Below are 17,153 nucleotides of genomic sequence, written 5' to 3' on the forward strand. Positions count from 1 at the left end.
CTTGCTAACCACTAGAGGAGATGTCCGTGTCTACCACCAACAGCGCGCCTGCAGCTTGGCTTACCCAGGAAGCTTTTGACCGCCTGAAGGCAGAGCTGGACCACCTTTCCAGCGCCGGCCGGGCGGAAATCGTCCAGAAGATCGAAGCTGCGCGCCAAGAGGGGGACCTCAAGGAAAACGGCGGCTACCACGCCGCCAAGGAGGAGCAGGGCAAGATTGAGGCCCGCATCCGCCAGCTCACCCAACTGCTCCGCGACGCCCATGTGGGCGAGGCTCCCGCAGATGACGGAATTGTTGAGCCCGGCATGATCGTTGTTGCCCGGATCGCTGGGGACGACGAGACGTTCCTGCTGGGTTCCCGTGAGATCGCCGGAGATTCCGACATTGATGTCTTCAGCGAGAAGTCCCCGCTCGGCGCGGCCATCATGGGCCACAAGGAAGGCGACACCCTGAGCTACACGGCCCCGAACGGCAAGGACATCACCGTCGAGATCCTGTCCGCCAAGCCGTACGTGGGCTAGGCGAAAATTTACCTTTCGCGGATCCTGCCGCAACGCACGACGCCGGCCCTCCCCGATTGCGGGAGGACCGGCGTCGCGCTTTAACGCGTCAGCCCCGGCGGGCTGAGTTGCGGGCGCGCAGCACCACCGCCGCCACAACACCGCCGACGGCACCGCCAAGGTGCGCCTGCCAGGAGACAAAGCCCGCCACGCTGGGAATCAGGCCGAACAGGATGCTGCCGTAGGCCATAAAGAGCACGACCGACAGCAGGATCTGCCACCAGCTGCGGTTGAAGAAGCCGCGCACCAGAAGGAACGCAAACAGCCCAAAGACCAGGCCGGACGCCCCCACCGTGATCCCGCGGTTGCCAATCAGCCAGACGGCCACGCCCGATCCCAGCCAGCTGCAGGCCATCGCGGTGAGGAAGACCCGCAGCCCCGACATGAAGACCAGGAACCCGAAAATAATCAGGGGCAGCGCGTTTGAAAGGACGTGGTTCAGGTTGGCGTGCAGCAACGGAAACGTGAAGATGTCAAAGATGCCGTCCGCACTGCGGGGCCTGAGGCCGAACACCCGGTTCAGGCCATGCAGCAGCGCGGTATTGACCAGCTCGAGCGCGAAGAGCAGCACCACGAACGAGCCCACCACCAGGAGCCCGCCCTTGGCCCGCGACGCCGGGGTGTCCCGCGTTGCCGGAGGTTCCCCTGGTGTTTCCAGCATCTTTAGCTCCTAGTGCACAACGATCGGCTGGAAGCCCTCGGCGCGCAGCGCGGCCAGGACCTGTTCTCCGTGCTCGTGGCCCTTGGTCTCGAGGTTCACGGTGATGGAGACGTCTCCCATGCTGATGGAACCTCCCACCCGGGTGTGGTCAAGGCCCGTCACGTTGGCATCGTTCTCGGCGATGATCCGGGCAATGGTGGCGAGAGAACCCGGCCGGTCATCGAGCATCATCCGCACGGTCATGTACCTGCCTGCCGCTGAGAGGCCCCGCTGGATCACCTTGAGCATCAGCATGGGGTCGATGTTGCCGCCGGAGAGCACCACGGCGGTGGTACCCGGATTCTCGATCTTGCCGTCCATGAGAGCAGCCACACCCACGGCGCCGGCAGGCTCCACCACCATCTTGGCACGTTCCAGCAGGAAGATCAGGGCACGTGCCAGGGAGTCCTCACTGACCGTGACCACATCATCCACCAGTTCCCGGATGATGCTGAACGGAAGCTGGCCGGGCCGGCCCACGGCAATGCCGTCAGCCATGGTGGAAACCCTCTTCAGCGGCACCAGGGCGTCCGCCGCCAGCGACGGCGGGTAGGCGGCGGCGTTCTCGGCCTGCACGCCGATGATGCGGATCTCCCGGCCGAGCTCCTTGGCCCGTGCCTTGACTGCCACGGCCACGCCCGCCAGCAGGCCGCCGCCGCCGACCCCCATGAGGATGGTGTCGACGTCGGGCACCTGTTCGAGGATTTCCAGCCCGAGGGTTCCCTGGCCGGCCACGACGTCCACGTTGTCGAAGGGGTGGACGAAGACCGCGCCGGTGTCGTCAGAGTAGCGCTGCGCCTCGGCGAGCGCCTCGTCCACGTTGTGCCCGTGCAGGATCACCTCGGCTCCATGGCTGCGGGTGGCGGCGAGCTTCGGAAGCGCGACACCGAGCGGCATGTAAATCCGCGCCTTGATGCCCAGGCTCTTCGCGGCGACCGCCACGCCCTGCGCGTGGTTGCCCGCGGACGCTGCCACCACACCGCGTTTCTTGTCCGCCTCGGAAAGACGTGCCATCCGGACGTAGGCGCCGCGGACCTTGAAGGAGCCGGCGCGCTGGAGGTTCTCGCACTTGAAGAAGACCTGGCCACCCACCATCCCGCCCAACGCCCGGGAGGATTCGACGGGCGTCCGGGTAATGATCCCGTCAAGCAGCTTCTGCGCCTCAAGGACATCGTCCAGCGTGACGGGAAGGCTTTCAGGGGTATTCACGAACTATTCTCCTTTGGGAAATTCAGCTTCGGAGCCCGGCGCAGACTGTCTGGCCGGAGCACCTGTTCCACGATCGGCGTCTTTGCCGTGGCCGGGACGCGTACCCGGCAACCGGACTTCCTTGATGGTATTGTCCTGGTCTGCACTGGCCGGACCTGCGACGACGACACCGCCGCGCGCGCCAGCCAGCACTTGATCATGTTCCCACGTTCTGCCTGCAATATACCGAATCGCCGAGTTTGCTACGGCGAGGATGGGCACCGAGAAGAGCGCTCCGGGGATCCCCGCGAGGTAGGAGCCGGCCGCGACGGCGAGGATAACGGCCACGGGGTGCAGTGCCACGGCCTTGCCCATGACGAGCGGCTGCAGGATGTGGCTTTCCAGTTGCTGGACCAGGAGCACGATGCCCAGCATCACCAGGGCGTTGACGGGTCCGTTGGCAACAAGCGCCAGCAGCACGGCGATGGCGCCGGTTACCAGGGCGCCAACCACCGGAATGAAGGAGCCGATGAACACCAGCACAGCAAGGGGCAGCGCCAGCGGGACACCGATAATGGCCGCGCCCGCTCCGATGCCCACCGCATCAACGAAGGCCACAAACATCTGGATCCGCGCATAGCTGACCATCGAGGCCCAGCCACGCCGGCCGGCACCGTCGGCGGGAATACGGGCACGCCGGGGCAGAAGCCGGACCAGGAAGGCCCATATCCGGTCACCCTCGAGCAGGAAGAAGATCAGGATGAACAGGGCAAGGATCATCCCCGCGGCGAAGTGCCCAGCCGTGCTGCCGAAGGAAAGAGCCCCGCTGAGGATGCTGCTGCTGTTGTTCTGCAGCGCCGCCGTTCCCTCGCGGATGTACTGGTCAATCTGTGCCGCCGACAGGTGGAGGGGCCCCTCAGCCAGCCAGGTCTGCACCTGCTGTACGCCGGCCAGGGCCTCGCTCCACAATGCCTGGAAGCCCAGGGCCAGCTGCCGTCCCACCAGCGCCAACGATCCCGCGATCACCCCGATAAAGGCAAGGATCGTAATGGCGACAGCTGCTCCGTTGGGAACCCGCTGCGAGCGCAGCCACTGCACCACGGGGCTGAGCAGGCCTGCGAGCAGGGCCGCCACCATGACCGGAATGATCAGGAAGCTGATCTTGCCGAGCAGCCATACCAGGGCGCCCACTATCAGGAGGATCAGCCCCAGCCGCCAGGACCACGCCGCCGCGATGCGGATACCGTAGGGAATGTCCTGCTCGAGTTCGCGTTCGGTCCGGGCCCGCGGGGGCGGAAGGATGGTTGTCCTGACCGGTTCTTCTGGTGTGGCGTCCTTGGCTGGCGTCATAGCCCCATAATTCCCTAGCTGCGCGGCTATGGGAAACGCAGCGTCGCAGCACGCGCTGACGGCGCCCGCAGATCAGGAAGCGCTGTCCATCGACGCGCTGATCCCCCAGGACATCGTGAATGACTCATTTGGCGCAAGCCAGCGGAGTCCGTGGCCGGAGTTGAACGCGTTGGCCGGGCCGGTCATTGGCTCAAGGGCCACCGCCTTGGGCCTGCCCGGATACTTGTTGGACACGAAAACGTGGACGAAGGCGCAGCCCGCGTCCTGCCACAGGCTGACGCTGCGGCCGTCGACCGCGGTCAGCGTGTGGCGGGCAATGCCGCCGTCGAAGTCCAGGTCCGTCAGGGACACATCGATGTCGAGCTCGCCCACCTTCCTGCCCTGCCGCAAGTCAGTGTCGCCGCTGACAGGCTCCGAGCTCCGCGGAATGAGCCTGTCGTCCGCTACGAGCCGCGTCCCGGCGTGAACGGTCAAGGTCAGCTCCTCGCTGGGAATCCCGCCCAGGCGAAGATAAGGGTGGGCTCCCAATACGAAGGGTGCGTCCGCACTCGAGTCATTGACCAGCGTCTGTCGCACCACCAGGCCCAGATCCTCGGCCAGGGAATACTCCACCTGGTGCCTTACGAGGAACGGGTAGCCGTGCTGGGGGAAGACCGGGGCCTCCAGGGTCACCGAAAACTCAGACTCGGACACCAGGGCGTACCCGGCGTTGCGCAGCAGCCCGTGGCTCGCGTTGTTCTTTGGAACCTCAGTGATGTCCAGTTGCTGCTTCGAGCCGTTGAGGTGCCAGACGCCGTCTTCCACCCGGTTTGCCCAGGGCGCCAGCGTAATGCCGTTACCGCCTGGCGGGATATCGGCGTCTCCGTAGGATTCCGTCAGCTGGACACCGCCGCGGCTGTACCAGCGCAGGCCCGCGGCCAGCTCCGTCACGACCGCGAGGGCGTCCCCCCGCCTCAGTTCGTACTGCCGCCCGGTGGCGAACCGCCTCCGTTCGGGCTGGTCAACGCTGGATTCAGAAAAGGCGCCGGAAGTCATGGACATACCGTACAGCGTGCGGGCGCTCCTGCACCTCCCCCATTGTTCTCTTTTGTTAGAAACTATTTGTTTTTGATCGTTTTATGCCACAATGGTGTTGTAGCCCATGCCGGACCGTGGGCGTCCGAGACAGGTCAGAAGGAGGAGGGCAATGCTCGCAGCGCAGCGGCAGCACCTGATCCTCCAGGAACTCGAAGCGCAGGGCACAGTCCGTGTTGCCGCCCTGTCCGCTTTCCTTGGCGTCTCGGAAATGACGGTGCGGCGCGATATTGACGGCCTGCACGCCGACGGCCTGTTGCTCCGGGTTCACGGCGGTGCCACACGCACGGGCACCTTCGGTGCCGTAGAACCCGCGTTCCTCAGCAAGGCTTCCCAGGAAACAGAAGCCAAGCGTGCCATCGCCGCCGAAGCGCTGAAGCTGGTGCGGCCGGACATGACCCTGCTCATCTCGGGCGGCACCACAACCTACGAGTTCGCCCGTCTCCTCCCCCGCAACCTCGGCCTGACGGTGGCCACGAATTCCATCATGGTGGCCAACGCGCTGCCGGGCCCAGTGCCTTCGGGAACCGCCTGGCCGGCCACGGAGGACGGCGGAATCCGGACCCTGGTGCTCGGAGGCCAGCGGACGCCCTCTGAAGCCCTGGTTGGCCCGGTCACGATGCATGCCATGGAACACCTGCACGCGGACCTCTGTTTCATGGGCGTCCACGGCATTGATCCGCAGGCAGGCATCACCTCGCCCAACCTCCTCGAAGCCGAGGTCAATGCAGCCATGATCGCGGCCTCGGGAACGCTGGTGGTACTGGCCGATGCCACCAAATACGGGCTGGTCGGACTGGCCGGAATCGCGCCTCTTTCGGCTGTTCACACGCTGGTCACCGACGCCCGCATCCGTACCGGGCGGGAGGGCCCCGCGGCAGCACGGCTGCTCCGGGAAACCATTCGCGACGTCCGCATCGTGCCGCTCTCCTCCTCCGCTGGACATCCCCCGCGGGGAGCGCCCCCCGAGCCTGCAGCAGGCTTCCCCGCCCATCCCCCGGCTGACCGGAGCCTTCCGGTTACAGCGACCAAAGGACATGACGCATGACCCACATCACCAGCACCCATCTAGCCGACGGCCGGGAACTGCTCTATTTCGACGACGCCGCATCCGCCCGGCCGCGGTCAGTGGAGACGACGCCCGACCGTCGTGACCTCCCGGCCCGCGGTGAACCCGGCGAGGTCCGGTTCGACGCACTCACGGGAGAATGGGTGGCGGTGGCCGCCCACCGCCAGACCCGCACGCACCTCCCCCCGGCCGACCAGTGCCCAATCTGCCCCACCACTGCTGCCAACCCCTCGGAAATTCCGGCGCCGGACTACGACGTCGTGGTGTTCGAGAACCGCTTTCCCTCCCTCGGCCCGGCCGTGGGCCCGGTCCCGGACCGCCCGGGCTGGGGCACCACGGGTTCCGCCTTCGGCAGGTGCGAGGTGGTCACCTTCACACCGCAGCACACCGGATCATTCAGCGGCCTCACCGAAACCCGCGCCCGGACCGTGGTGGAGGCCTGGGCGCACCGCACGGCAGCGCTCAGCGCACTGCCCGGCATCAAGCAGGTTTTCCCGTTCGAGAACCGGGGAGCGGACATCGGTGTCACCTTGCACCACCCGCACGGCCAGATCTACGCCTACCCGTACGTCACACCGCGCGCCGCCGTCATGGGGGCAGCCGCCCGCAAGTTCTATGACGCCGCCGACGGCACCCAGACGCTGACCGGTTCCCTCCTCAAGGCAGAGCGGGAGGACGGCAGCCGGATGGTCATGGAAAGCGACAGCTTCAGCGCGTACGTCCCCTTCGCCGCCCGCTGGCCCCTTGAAATCCATCTCGTGCCGCACCGCCAGGTCCCGGACCTGGCTGCCCTCAGCGGCGAGGAAAAGGACGAGCTGGCACACGTTTACCTCGACCTGCTCAAGCGCCTCGACGCCCTGTACCCGACGCCGACCCCCTACATCTCTGCGTGGCACCAGGCGCCGGTCGATGACGTGCTCCGCCCGGCCAGCTACCTGCATCTGCAGCTAACCTCACCCCGCCGTGCGGCCGACAAGCTAAAGTTCCTCGCAGGGTCCGAGGCGGCCATGGGGGCCTTCATCAACGACACCACTCCGGAGCTCGTGGCGGAACGGCTCCGCGCCGTCACCGTCCCTGCCTCACCGGCCGACGAACTCGCCCCGTCCGCCCCGGCACTGATTGAAGGAGCCCACGCATGACCGCCGCCAGTACAGCCCATCTGGCAGAACAGTTCAGCAGCGCCTTCGGCCGGGAACCCGACGGCGTCTGGCAGGCCCCCGGCCGGGTCAACCTGATCGGCGAGCACACCGACTACAACGAGGGCTTTGTGCTGCCGTTCGCGATCGATAAGACAGCGCGCATCGCCGTCGGAGTCCGCACTGACTCAACGGTCCGCCTCCTGTCCACCTACGGCGACCAGGGCATGACAACGGCAGATACGGGGCAGCTGGAGGCACAGTCCGCCAAGGGCTGGACCAAATACCCCCTCGGAGTCATGTGGTCGCTGCAGCAGCGCGGCATCGACGTGCCGGGGCTGGACTTGCTCCTGCATTCGAGCGTGCCCCTGGGCGCCGGACTCTCCTCGTCCCATGCCATCGAGTGCGCTGTGATCTCGGCACTGAACGACATCACCGGTGCGGGCCTCAGCCCCGAGGACATGGTCCTGGCCACACAGCGCGCCGAGAACGACTTCGTCGGTGCGCCCACGGGCATCATGGACCAGTCCGCCTCGCTGCGCGGCTCGGCAGGCCACGCCGTGTTCCTGGACTGCCGCGACCAGAGCGTCGAGCTGGTGCCGTTTGAGGCCGAAGCCGCGGGCCTGGTCATGCTGGTGATCGACACCAAGGTTTCCCATTCCCACGCCGACGGCGGGTACGCCTCACGCCGCGCCTCCTGCGAACTGGCCGCTGAGGTGCTTGGCGTCAAGGCGCTGCGCGACGTCGCCCCGGGTGATCTTGAGGAAGCCAGCGGGCTCCTGGACGAGGTCACGTTCCGCAGGGTGCGCCACATAGTCACCGAGAACGACCGGGTGCTGCAGACTGTGGAGCTGCTGCGCCGGCAGGGGCCATCCTCGATCGGGCCGCTCCTGGATGCCAGCCATGTTTCCATGCGGGATGATTTCGAGATTTCCTGCGCCGAGCTGGACCTGGCAGTCGAAACATCCCGGGCCAACGGCGCCATCGGCGCGCGGATGACGGGCGGGGGGTTCGGTGGGGCTGCCATCGCCCTGACGCCGGTGGCAGCGGAGCGGCGGGTGCGGACCGCCGTCGAACGGGCCTTCGTCCGGGCGGGATTTACCACACCCGACATCTTCACCGTCACCCCGGCGGCAGGGGCGATGCGGCTGGCGTAGCTCGGGCGTAGGCTGGGCCCATGCCGGAAGCAGTCATTGTTTCAACCGCCAGAAGCCCGATCGGCCGCGCCTTCAAAGGCTCCCTGAAGGACGAGCGCCCGGATGACATGGCAGCCGCCATGGTGGGCGCAGCGCTGGCCAAGCTGCCGTCCTTCGACCCGACCGGAAACAGCGGCCCCGGCCTGGATGACCTCTATCTGGGCTGCGCCGAGCCCAGCGGCGAGGCCGGTTCGAACATGGCGCGGGTGGTCACCATCCTCGCCGGCCTGGACACGGTCCCCGCCTCCACCGTCAACCGGTTCTGCGCCTCCAGCCTGCAGACCGTCCGCATGGCCTTCCACGCCATCAAGGCGGGCGAGGGCCATGCTTTCGTGAGTGGCGGCGTCGAGGCCGTCTCCCGGTACCAGAACTGGGCAGGCGCCGGCGAAACAGACGCTGGCAACCACAACCCGCTGTTCGCACCAGCGCGCCAGCGGACAGCGGCACGGGCCGAGTCCAACACGCCGTGGACGGACCCGCGACTGGGCGGGCGAATGCCGGACATCTACATCGCCATGGGGCAGACGGCCGAGAACGTGGCCACGTCCTACGGCATCGGCCGTGAAGAGCAGGACTCCTGGGCAGTGTTGAGCCAGAACCGGGCAGAGGCAGCCATCGCCTCCGGATTCTATGCCAGGGAAATCACGCCTTATGAGCGGCGCGACGGCACCGTCGTGGACCGGGACGATTCGCCCCGGCCCGGAGTCACCCTAGACGCCGTCAGTGCCCTGCAGCCCGTATTCCGCCGGGAGGGAACCGTCACGGCCGGCAACGCCTGCCCCCTCAACGACGGCGCGGCCGCCATGGTCATCATGAGCGACTCCCGGGCACGGGAGCTGGGACTGCTGCCGCTGGCCCGCATCGTCTCGACAGGCGTCAGCGCCCTCTCCCCCGAACTGATGGGCATGGGCCCGGTGGAATCCACGCGGCGTGCCCTGGCGGCCGCCGGACTGCAGATCGGCGACATCGACCTCGTGGAGCTTAACGAGGCCTTCGCCGTGCAGGTGGTTGCCAGCGCCCGTGAGCTGGGGATCGACTCCGCGAAGCTCAACATCCACGGCGGCGCCATTGCCCTGGGCCACCCCTTCGGCATGACCGGAGCCCGCATCACCACCACGCTGCTCAACGGCCTCCGCGAAACGGACGGAACCCTGGGCCTGGCGACGCTTTGCGTGGGCGGCGGACAGGGCATGGCCCTGGTGCTGGAACGGCTCAGCTGACTACTGCCGGCGGTCCCGGCAGGGACATCGCAGGACATCCGGAGGGATGAAAGAGGGCCCCGCGTGAAGCGGGACCCTCTGTGTCAGTCGGATTCAGTTGGAGCACGACGGCGTCGGCCGTCGTTTCGTTCTATTCTTCGCCGCGGAGGATGGACAGCAGGCGGATGATTTCCACGTACAGCCAGACCAGCGTGACGGTCAGGCCGAAGGCCGCCGTCCAGGAGAAGCGCTCGGGGGCGCCCGCCCGGACACCTGCTTCGATGCTCGTGAAGTCCATGATCAGCGAGAACGCGGCCAGGCCGATGGCGAGGATGCCGATGAACACACCGAGCGGAATTCCGAGGATTTGAATGCTCGTGCTGAGGCCGAACGGGGACTGTACCGCGCCGGTCCAGACCATCACCATGTTGACCAGGGCAAACACGGCGTAGCCGATCATGGCGATCATGAAGAAGCGCATCGCCTTGGGAGTGGCACGCACCTTGCCGCTCCTAAAGAGCACGAGGGTAACGGCGAATACGGAGAGCGTGCCGATAACGGCCTGCAGTCCGACACCCGGGAACATGCCGTCCAGGATGCGGGTCAGTCCGCCAAGGAACAGCCCTTCAAGGCCGGCATACGCCAAGATGAGTGCAGGCGAGGGCTGCTTCTTGAACGTGTTGACGAGGGCAAGCACGAAGCCGCCCAGCGCGCCCACGATCATCAGCATGCTGGCAAGGGGCAGGCTCACGAACAGCGTGACGGCGGCACCGACCATCACGGCGCCGAGGCAGGCTGCTGTCTTTATGATGACGTCGTCATACGTCATCCGCCCGGTTTCGGCCGGCCCGGCGGCGGGCCGGTTGTACATCTGCTGGAGCTGGTCCTGCGTCATGTTCTGCTGGGCAGCCCAGCCTGGTGCGTCCATAACGGGGGCCTGGCCGTAGCCGCCCTGGCCGTACGGATTCTGGCCATACTGGTTCTGCCCGTACGCCTGCGGGACAGGCGGTGCCTGGGTGGCTCCACGGAAGTTCTTTCCGTTGAAGATCGGGTTTCCGCCAAGTGCCATTGCGGGTGTCCTCCATATAAGGGGTTGTGGGGATCTTTCCTTAGTTCAAACTATCAATTTCCACGCGCCAGCGGCAGGTAAAGTTCCGTCGGCGCCGGCGCCGACACGGAATCGTGATCAACTCCGGCCCGAAGCCGGCCAAAACGCCACCACGGGACTGTTTAGGAATACTGGCACACAACAAAAGTTTTCGTTAGCTTAACTGAAATACAGGCCTAGACCGGCTTCACAGTTGTTATGTGATCGCTATACAGGGACCACCTTTGACGGCAGGGTTTGTACTGCCCGCGCTGTAACATGAGCGAAGTAGGGTGACACATATCACAACGAGTCAACAGCATTACGGGAACCACGAGCATCGCATCGCACCACCAGCTGTCATCTTCTCCGTTCACAGTGGCTGCAGGGAAAGCAACCACGACCACCCCCATGTGGAGGTTTTCAATTTGAGACGCACACCGAGAGGCCTGCCGCGCAGACGTCCGGCCGGACTGCTGAGGTTTATGGGGGCTATCGCCGCCAGTATCCTCGCTCTCCTGCTTGTCGCTGCACCAGCATCGCAGGCCGCCACCCCCTCTCCGACACCACCCACGTCGAACCAGCAGTTCCAGAACAGCATCAGCGGCTTCCTGCGTGACGATGCGCGCGCCCCAATCGAAGGCGTGAAGATCACAGCCAAGAGCGGTGACTTCACCGGAACAGCAACCTCGGGTGCCAACGGGTCCTGGCGAATAGCGGTGCCAACCCAGGGAACCTACGAAATCGAACTCGATGAGTCCACCCTGCCGGAAGGCATCAAGCTCGCCGAGGGCCAGGCCAACCCGCGCAACGTAACCTTCAGCCAGACATCGAACCTTTCGGTGATTTTCGCGTTCGGCAAGGGCATCGTGGTCCAGCAGCAGGACTTCGGACAGAACCTGCTTAACCGTCTGGTGGCTGGCCTGAGCTTCGGCCTCCTGCTCGCCCTCGCTTCCGTGGGACTGTCCCTGATCTTCGGCACTACGGGTCTCACCAACTTCGCGCACGGCGAGATGGTCACCCTTGGCGCTGTCCTGGTCTTTGCCTTTAGCGCCATGAACCTGCCGTTCTGGCTGGCCATCATCCTTTCCCTGTTGTGCGGCGGCCTGTGGGGGTATGCCCAGGACCGCGGCCTCTGGAAACCGCTGCGGCAGCGGGGCACCGGCCTCGTCCCGATGATGATCGTCAGCATCGGCCTCGCCCTGGCCGTCCGGTACATCATCCAGTTCTACTTCGGAGGCGCCACCCAGCAGCTCCCGTTCGCGCAGAGCGCGGAGATACAGATCGGCCCGGTTTCGATCTCCCCCAACAATCTGTGGTCCCTGGTGATCAGCGCCATCGTCATCGCGCTGATCGGCATCGTGCTCCTCAAGACCCGGCTCGGCAAGGCCACCCGCGCGGTGGCGGACAACCCGGCGCTGGCAGCTGCTTCCGGAATCGATGTTGACGGCGTCATCCGGCTTGTCTGGATCGTGGGCGGCGTGCTTGCCTCCCTCGGCGGCATCCTGTGGGCCTATTACCGCCCCGGCGTCACCTTCGACATGGGCTCGCAGATCCTGCTGCTCATCTTTGCGGGCGTTACGCTCGGCGGCCTCGGCACCGTCTTCGGTGCCCTGATCGGATCCGTCATCGTCGGAATTTTCGTCGAACTGACCACCGTGTTCGGCCTTGCAGCCGACCTCAAGTACGTGGGAGCACTGTTCATCATGATTGTTGTCCTCTTGTTCCGGCCCCAGGGCATTTTGGGCCGTCGCGAGCGCGTGGGTTAGGAGACAGCCATGGACTTCGGATTCATACTTTCCAGCGCCGCGAGCGAGATCTTCAGCCCGACGACGGCGGCATACGCGCTAGCCTCGCTCGGCCTTGCGGTTCACTTCGGCTACTCGGGCCTGCTGAACTTCGGCCAGGCCGGCTTCATGGCAGTCGGTGCCTACGGCTTCGCCATCTCCACGCTGACGTTTGGTGTTCCCTTCTTTGTGGGCCTGCTGATCGCCGTCATCTGCTCCGTCCTGTTCGCGTTGGTGTTGGGTATCCCCACCCTCCGGCTGCGAGCCGACTACCTCGCCATTGTCACCATCGCTGCGGCGGAAATCGTCCGCTACGTGGTCACCACCAACCAGCTCACCGCTGTGACTGGATCAGCAAACGGACTGGCCGCCTTCGAAGGTGGGTTCTATGCCATGAACCCATTCCCCGAAGGCTCCTACGTCGGGATGAACAACCGTGACTTCTTCATTCGGGTCGTCGGTTGGGGACTCGCCGTCATCTGCTGTCTTATCGTCTGGCTCCTCATGCGCAGCCCTTGGGGACGCGTTCTCAAGGGCATCCGCGAGGACGAGAACGCGGTGCGCTCACTGGGCAAGAACGTCTATGCCTACAAGATGCAGGCCCTCGTCATCGGCGGCATCCTGGGCGCCTTGGCGGGGATGGTTTTCACGCTCCCCCGCGGCGCCGTCCAACCTGCCAACTATGGCACGGAGCTGACGTTCTTCCTGTGGACCTGCCTGCTGCTGGGCGGCATGGCCACAGTCCTGGGCCCGGTCATCGGCGCCATGATCTTCTGGGTGGTCCTGTCCCTGACACAGGGCATTCTCTACGGCCTGATCGAATCAGGCGCAGTGACCTGGCTTACCACCGTCCAGGCCGGGCAGTTGCGCTACATCCTGGTGGGCATCGCCCTGATGCTGCTAATGATCTTCAGGCCGCAGGGTGTCTTTGGTAACAAGAAGGAGCTGGCGTTCGCATGAGCCACGGCGCACATTCAATGAACAACCCGGACCGCAACACCGCAAGTACTGTAAAAACCGCAAACACCAACGGCAACCACAGCGACGCCGGCACCAACTACATGACGGACAGCAACCCGATCGCCGTCGGAGAGAACACCCCCGGCTGCAAGAAGCGGGACCCGATCGTCGTCGCCGAAAACGTGACACGCAGCTTCGGCGGCATTAACGCCGTCGACGTCGACTATCTTGAGATCCCGCGTCATAAGATCACCGCCCTGATCGGCCCCAACGGGGCAGGCAAAACCACCCTCTTCAACCTGCTCACCGGCTTCGACACCCCGAATTCCGGCAAGTGGCAGTTCGAAGGGCAAAGCATAGCCGGCGTGTCCCCCTACAAGGTTGCACGCATGGGCATGGTCCGCACCTTCCAGCTCACCAAGATTATGGGCAAGCTGACGGTGATGGAGAACATGCGCCTGGGCGGCTCCGACCAGCCAGGCGAACGGCTGTCCAAGGCGCTGTTCAAAGGGATTTGGGGCGGCAGGGAAAAGGAAATCACCGCCCAGGCCAACGTTCTGCTTGAGAAGTTCAAGCTGGATACAAAGAAGGACGACTATGCGGCATCGCTGTCCGGCGGCCAGCGCAAGCTGCTCGAGATGGCGCGTGCCCTCATGGTCCGGCCCAAACTGGTGATGCTCGATGAGCCGATGGCAGGTGTCAACCCTGCACTGACCCAATCCCTGCTGGACCACATCAAGAACCTGAAGGCTGAGGGCATGACCGTCCTCTTCGTAGAGCACGACATGAACATGGTCCGCCACATCGCTGACTGGGTCGTTGTCATGGCCGAGGGAAAGATCGTGGCTGAGGGACCTCCCGGAGAAGTCATGAAGAACCCCGCCGTGATTGACGCCTACCTGGGTGCCCACCACGACGTCGACCTTGGTGACACCGAGGGGATCAAGGAACTGGAAGCAGTGCTTGAAGCCGACGAGGAATCCATTGTGGGAACCGAGAACGCAGGCATTATCGCGGTTGAATCAGTGGTCCCGGACGTCCAGAAGGCCGACCTTAAGCAACCAGACCTTAGCCCGGAAGCCCTCCAGAGGCCGGGTGACGATGAGCCCAACTCTCCCCAGTCCGGATTGGCAGAACCTAGCCGCACAGACAAGGATAAAGAATGAGTGCCACGAGCGCAGCCCCATCGGCCCAGGAGGCATCGGCGGATGGCGCCGTCGTTAAGGTCACCAATCTGGTGGCGGGCTACCTCCCCGGCGTGAACATCCTCAATGGCTGCAGCATCGAGGCGCGCAAGGGTGAGCTGATCGGCATCATCGGACCCAACGGTGCCGGCAAGTCCACGCTACTGAAGGCCATGTTCGGCCTGGTTAAAGTCCATTCAGGATCCGTGATTGTGCGCGGGAAGGACATTACAGGGCTTAAGGCGAACAAACTCGTCACCCAGGGCGTGGGCTTCGTGCCGCAGAACAACAACGTGTTCGCCACCCTCACCATCGAAGAGAACATGCAGATGGGCATGTTCCAGCGGCCCAAGGACTTCGCCAAGCGCTTCGACTTTGTCACCAGCCTGTTCCCTGAGCTCGGCAAACGCCGTGCCCAGCGTGCCGGCTCCCTGTCCGGCGGCGAACGCCAGATGGTGGCGATGGGGCGTGCGCTGATGATGGAACCAGCCGTACTGCTGCTGGACGAACCGTCGGCAGGCCTCTCCCCCGTCAAGCAGGATGAAACCTTCCTGCGCGTCCACGAGATCAACCGGGCAGGCGTGTCCGTGATCATGGTGGAACAGAACGCCCGCCGCTGCCTGCAGATCTGTGACCGCGGCTACGTCCTGGACCAGGGCAAGGACGCGTACACGGGAACCGGCCGGGAACTCATGAAGGACCCGAAGGTCATCCAGCTGTACCTGGGAACGCTGGCCGACGAAGTCTAGGCCACACACGCTAGACAAGCAGAAGGGCCGTCACCGATCCGGTGGCGGCCCTTCTGCCTGCCGTTCTGAGTGCGCTGAGTGCGCTGCCGCGCGCTGCCGCGCGCTCTGCTGCGTGCTCTGCGAATCCAGGCTGCGCCCCGATGTGCCGCGGACGCCCGGGGCACTTCCGTGGGCAGCAGAAGGGCCCCCGTCCTGCAGGACGGGGACCCTATCTTTTCCAGCTGGAGAAAGCGGCTTTACAGCTTGCCGAATTCTTCCTTGGACGGCGCATACTTGTTGTCGTCCTGGTACTCGTAGATTCCGATGAAGGCCTCGGTGGGGTCACCCTTGTCCGAGAAGGTCACCGGGCCGGACTGGCCGTCGTAGTCGATGTCCTGGCCGTTGCGGAGAAGCGTGACGCAGGATGCGAAGTTGTTGCACTTCTCGCCGGTTTCCGACACCGCCTTTAGCTGCTTGGCAATCTCCGTGCCCTTGGTGCTCTTGGCAGCCTCTGAAGCCAGCGCGATCAGGTTGACTGCGTCGTAGGACTCACCGGCGTAGCTGTAGTCCTTCAGGGCCGGATCGATGGCGAGGAGCTTCTTCTTGAAGTCTTCCTTCGCGAACGTGCCCGGGATGGTTCCCTGGGCGCCCTTCAGCGTTCCGGGCTTGAAGTCCTTGCTGTAGTCGGACGTGTTGCCGTCCACCATGAACAGCTGCGTGGGCTTGATGCCCTTGCCGGTCAGCAGCGGCACAATGCTCTTGGCCTGGTCAAAGGTAATGAGGGCAATGGCATCCGGCTTGGCGGCAATGACCTTGTCCACCTGGCTGCTGAACTGCGAGTCGCCCTCGTTGAAGAGTTCCTCGGCCACAACCTGGCCACCCGCCGCTTCAAAGGCTTCCTTGACGTTCTTCTGCAGGCCGGTGCCGTACGCATCGTTCAGGACGATCATGCCGACGGTCTGTGCGCCACACGTTGCCATGTAGTTGCCCAGAACCTTGCCCTGCAGCACGTCGGACGGAGCCGTGCGCCAGTAGAGGTTCTTGTCCTCCCATGTGGTGAAGTCCGGCGAGGTGTTGGCGGGCGAGAACTGCACCACGCCGGCACCGGTGATCTGGTTGATCACCGTCTTGGACACACCTGAGGATGCCGCGCCGATAATGGCGCTGACGCCCTGGCCCAGCAGAGCCGTGGTGGACTGCGTTGCAATATCGGTCTTCGTGTCGCCGGAGTCGCGGTGGATCACTTGGACCGGCTTGCCCAGGACGCCGCCGGCGGCGTTGACTTCCTTGATGCCGAGATTCACACCGGCGATCTCGGGCGGGCCCAGGAACGCCAGCGACCCCGTTGTCGGCAGGAGCGATCCAATCTTCAGCGGCGTCGGGGTGGTGGTTGTGGACGGCGGCACGGAACCAATCTCTGTTGCGGTGCTCGTGGCTCCGGCAGTGGCACTCGGTGCGGGGCAGGCGATGCCGCCTGCACCGGCTGTGGTTTCCGTCGAGCCCGGGGTGGGGCTGCCGCCACAGGCCGTAGCCAGAAGGGCGACGCCGATGCTAAGCGCGGTTAGCTTAGCGACTCGGGGCGCCGCCTGGGGGAGTGAAATCATTTGAGAGTCTCCTCGATCGAAAGGTGCGAACGGCCTTTGATGCGATTGGTCAGGTATTCCTGAGTTAGTTTTCAAGCTAGTGCAATTTGAGCGTGAACATAAGTGAGTAAGGTCACATCCTTATAACACTCGTTGCATATGGGACACCCGCGCCAAAACGAGGAGAGGAAAGGGAAAAACAGACAATTCCTGCCAGTCGGCTCGCGGCCGGCTGGTCCGGCCAGTCAACTGTGTACCCCAGGTGGGACTCGAACCCACAACACGCGGATTTTAAGTCCGCTGCCTCTGCCAATTGGGCTACTGGGGCGCCCGGTCAATGCTATCGCTTTCC

Annotated in this window: 15 protein-coding genes and 1 tRNA gene; 9 read left to right on the plus strand and 7 right to left on the minus strand. The window is 64.7% G+C overall.

What is annotated here, in order from left to right; translation table 11 throughout:
- Window positions 1-26 precede the first annotated feature (26 nt).
- On the plus strand, window positions 27-521 hold the full coding sequence (gene greA, locus ACIP90_RS07360) for a transcription elongation factor GreA (RefSeq protein ID WP_400578134.1): 495 nt from the start codon (window positions 27-29) through the stop codon (window positions 519-521).
- Between the two features lie 88 nt (window positions 522-609).
- On the opposite strand, the gene ACIP90_RS07365 is transcribed toward greA, so the two are convergent.
- The 4 genes from ACIP90_RS07365 to ACIP90_RS07380 all read right to left on the minus strand — a co-directional run bounded on the left by ACIP90_RS07365 (window position 610) and on the right by ACIP90_RS07380 (window position 4,833).
- A complete protein-coding gene (locus tag ACIP90_RS07365; RefSeq protein WP_400578135.1) occupies window positions 610-1,221 on the minus strand; it encodes a rhomboid family intramembrane serine protease in 612 nt (203 codons plus the stop codon).
- 9 nt (window positions 1,222-1,230) lie between these two features.
- Window positions 1,231-2,469, minus strand: a complete 1,239-nt coding sequence (gene ilvA / locus ACIP90_RS07370; protein WP_400578137.1) for a threonine ammonia-lyase — start codon at window positions 2,467-2,469, stop codon at window positions 1,231-1,233.
- 3 nt (window positions 2,470-2,472) lie between these two features.
- Complete coding sequence (locus ACIP90_RS07375; protein WP_400578138.1) at window positions 2,473-3,798, minus strand: AI-2E family transporter; 1,326 nt, start codon at window positions 3,796-3,798, stop codon at window positions 2,473-2,475.
- 72 nt (window positions 3,799-3,870) lie between these two features.
- Window positions 3,871-4,833 (minus strand): aldose 1-epimerase family protein, encoded by a 963-nt coding sequence (locus tag ACIP90_RS07380; protein ID WP_400578139.1) that lies wholly within the window; start codon window positions 4,831-4,833, stop codon window positions 3,871-3,873.
- A 151-nt stretch (window positions 4,834-4,984) separates the two neighbouring features.
- Here ACIP90_RS07380 and ACIP90_RS07385 point away from each other — a divergent pair, with 151 nt between their 5' ends.
- Genes ACIP90_RS07385 through ACIP90_RS07400 form a run of 4 tightly spaced genes read left to right on the plus strand, consistent with a single transcriptional unit; the run spans window position 4,985 to window position 9,493 of the window.
- The gene (locus ACIP90_RS07385; RefSeq protein ID WP_400578141.1) at window positions 4,985-5,920 is read left to right on the plus strand and encodes a DeoR/GlpR family DNA-binding transcription regulator; all 936 of its coding nucleotides are present in this window, start codon (window positions 4,985-4,987) and stop codon (window positions 5,918-5,920) included.
- The gene (gene galT / locus ACIP90_RS07390) at window positions 5,917-7,080 is read left to right on the plus strand and encodes a galactose-1-phosphate uridylyltransferase (protein ID WP_400578142.1); all 1,164 of its coding nucleotides are present in this window, start codon (window positions 5,917-5,919) and stop codon (window positions 7,078-7,080) included. Before ACIP90_RS07385 ends, galT begins: the two co-directional genes overlap by 4 nt.
- Window positions 7,077-8,234, plus strand: a complete 1,158-nt coding sequence (galK, locus tag ACIP90_RS07395; RefSeq protein WP_400578144.1) for a galactokinase — start codon at window positions 7,077-7,079, stop codon at window positions 8,232-8,234. Before galT ends, galK begins: the two co-directional genes overlap by 4 nt.
- Window positions 8,235-8,254: 20 nt before the next feature.
- Complete coding sequence (locus ACIP90_RS07400; RefSeq protein WP_400578145.1) at window positions 8,255-9,493, plus strand: acetyl-CoA C-acetyltransferase; 1,239 nt, start codon at window positions 8,255-8,257, stop codon at window positions 9,491-9,493.
- A 130-nt stretch (window positions 9,494-9,623) separates the two neighbouring features.
- Here ACIP90_RS07400 and ACIP90_RS07405 read toward each other — a convergent pair whose 3' ends face one another.
- On the minus strand, window positions 9,624-10,541 hold the full coding sequence (locus ACIP90_RS07405) for a Bax inhibitor-1/YccA family protein (protein WP_400578147.1): 918 nt from the start codon (window positions 10,539-10,541) through the stop codon (window positions 9,624-9,626).
- A gap of 503 nt (window positions 10,542-11,044) precedes the next feature.
- Between ACIP90_RS07405 and ACIP90_RS07410 the strand changes: the two genes are divergently transcribed.
- The 4 genes from ACIP90_RS07410 (at window position 11,045) to ACIP90_RS07425 (ending at window position 15,239) form a co-directional block, all read left to right on the plus strand.
- Window positions 11,045-12,328: a branched-chain amino acid ABC transporter permease gene (locus ACIP90_RS07410; RefSeq protein ID WP_400578326.1), complete on the plus strand. Its 1,284-nt coding sequence runs from the start codon at window positions 11,045-11,047 to the stop codon at window positions 12,326-12,328.
- Between the two features lie 9 nt (window positions 12,329-12,337).
- Window positions 12,338-13,306 (plus strand): branched-chain amino acid ABC transporter permease, encoded by a 969-nt coding sequence (locus ACIP90_RS07415; protein ID WP_400578149.1) that lies wholly within the window; start codon window positions 12,338-12,340, stop codon window positions 13,304-13,306.
- Window positions 13,307-13,407: 101 nt separating this feature from the next.
- Window positions 13,408-14,472 carry an ABC transporter ATP-binding protein gene (locus ACIP90_RS07420; protein WP_400578328.1) on the plus strand — a complete coding sequence of 355 codons (1,065 nt, stop codon included), beginning with the start codon at window positions 13,408-13,410 and terminating at the stop codon, window positions 14,470-14,472.
- Entirely contained in the window at window positions 14,469-15,239 is a 771-nt protein-coding gene (locus tag ACIP90_RS07425; protein WP_400578151.1) for an ABC transporter ATP-binding protein, read from the plus strand. The genes ACIP90_RS07420 and ACIP90_RS07425 overlap by 4 nt, the downstream gene beginning before the upstream one ends.
- Before the next feature lie 236 nt (window positions 15,240-15,475).
- On the opposite strand, the gene ACIP90_RS07430 is transcribed toward ACIP90_RS07425, so the two are convergent.
- Window positions 15,476-16,822 carry an ABC transporter substrate-binding protein gene (locus ACIP90_RS07430; protein ID WP_400578152.1) on the minus strand — a complete coding sequence of 449 codons (1,347 nt, stop codon included), beginning with the start codon at window positions 16,820-16,822 and terminating at the stop codon, window positions 15,476-15,478.
- A gap of 233 nt (window positions 16,823-17,055) precedes the next feature.
- Window positions 17,056-17,129, minus strand: a tRNA-Leu gene (locus ACIP90_RS07435).
- Window positions 17,130-17,153: the final 24 nt, after the last annotated feature.

It is taken from the genome of Arthrobacter sp. NPDC093139, assembly GCF_044754165.1.
GTDB lineage: Bacteria > Actinomycetota > Actinomycetes > Actinomycetales > Micrococcaceae > Arthrobacter.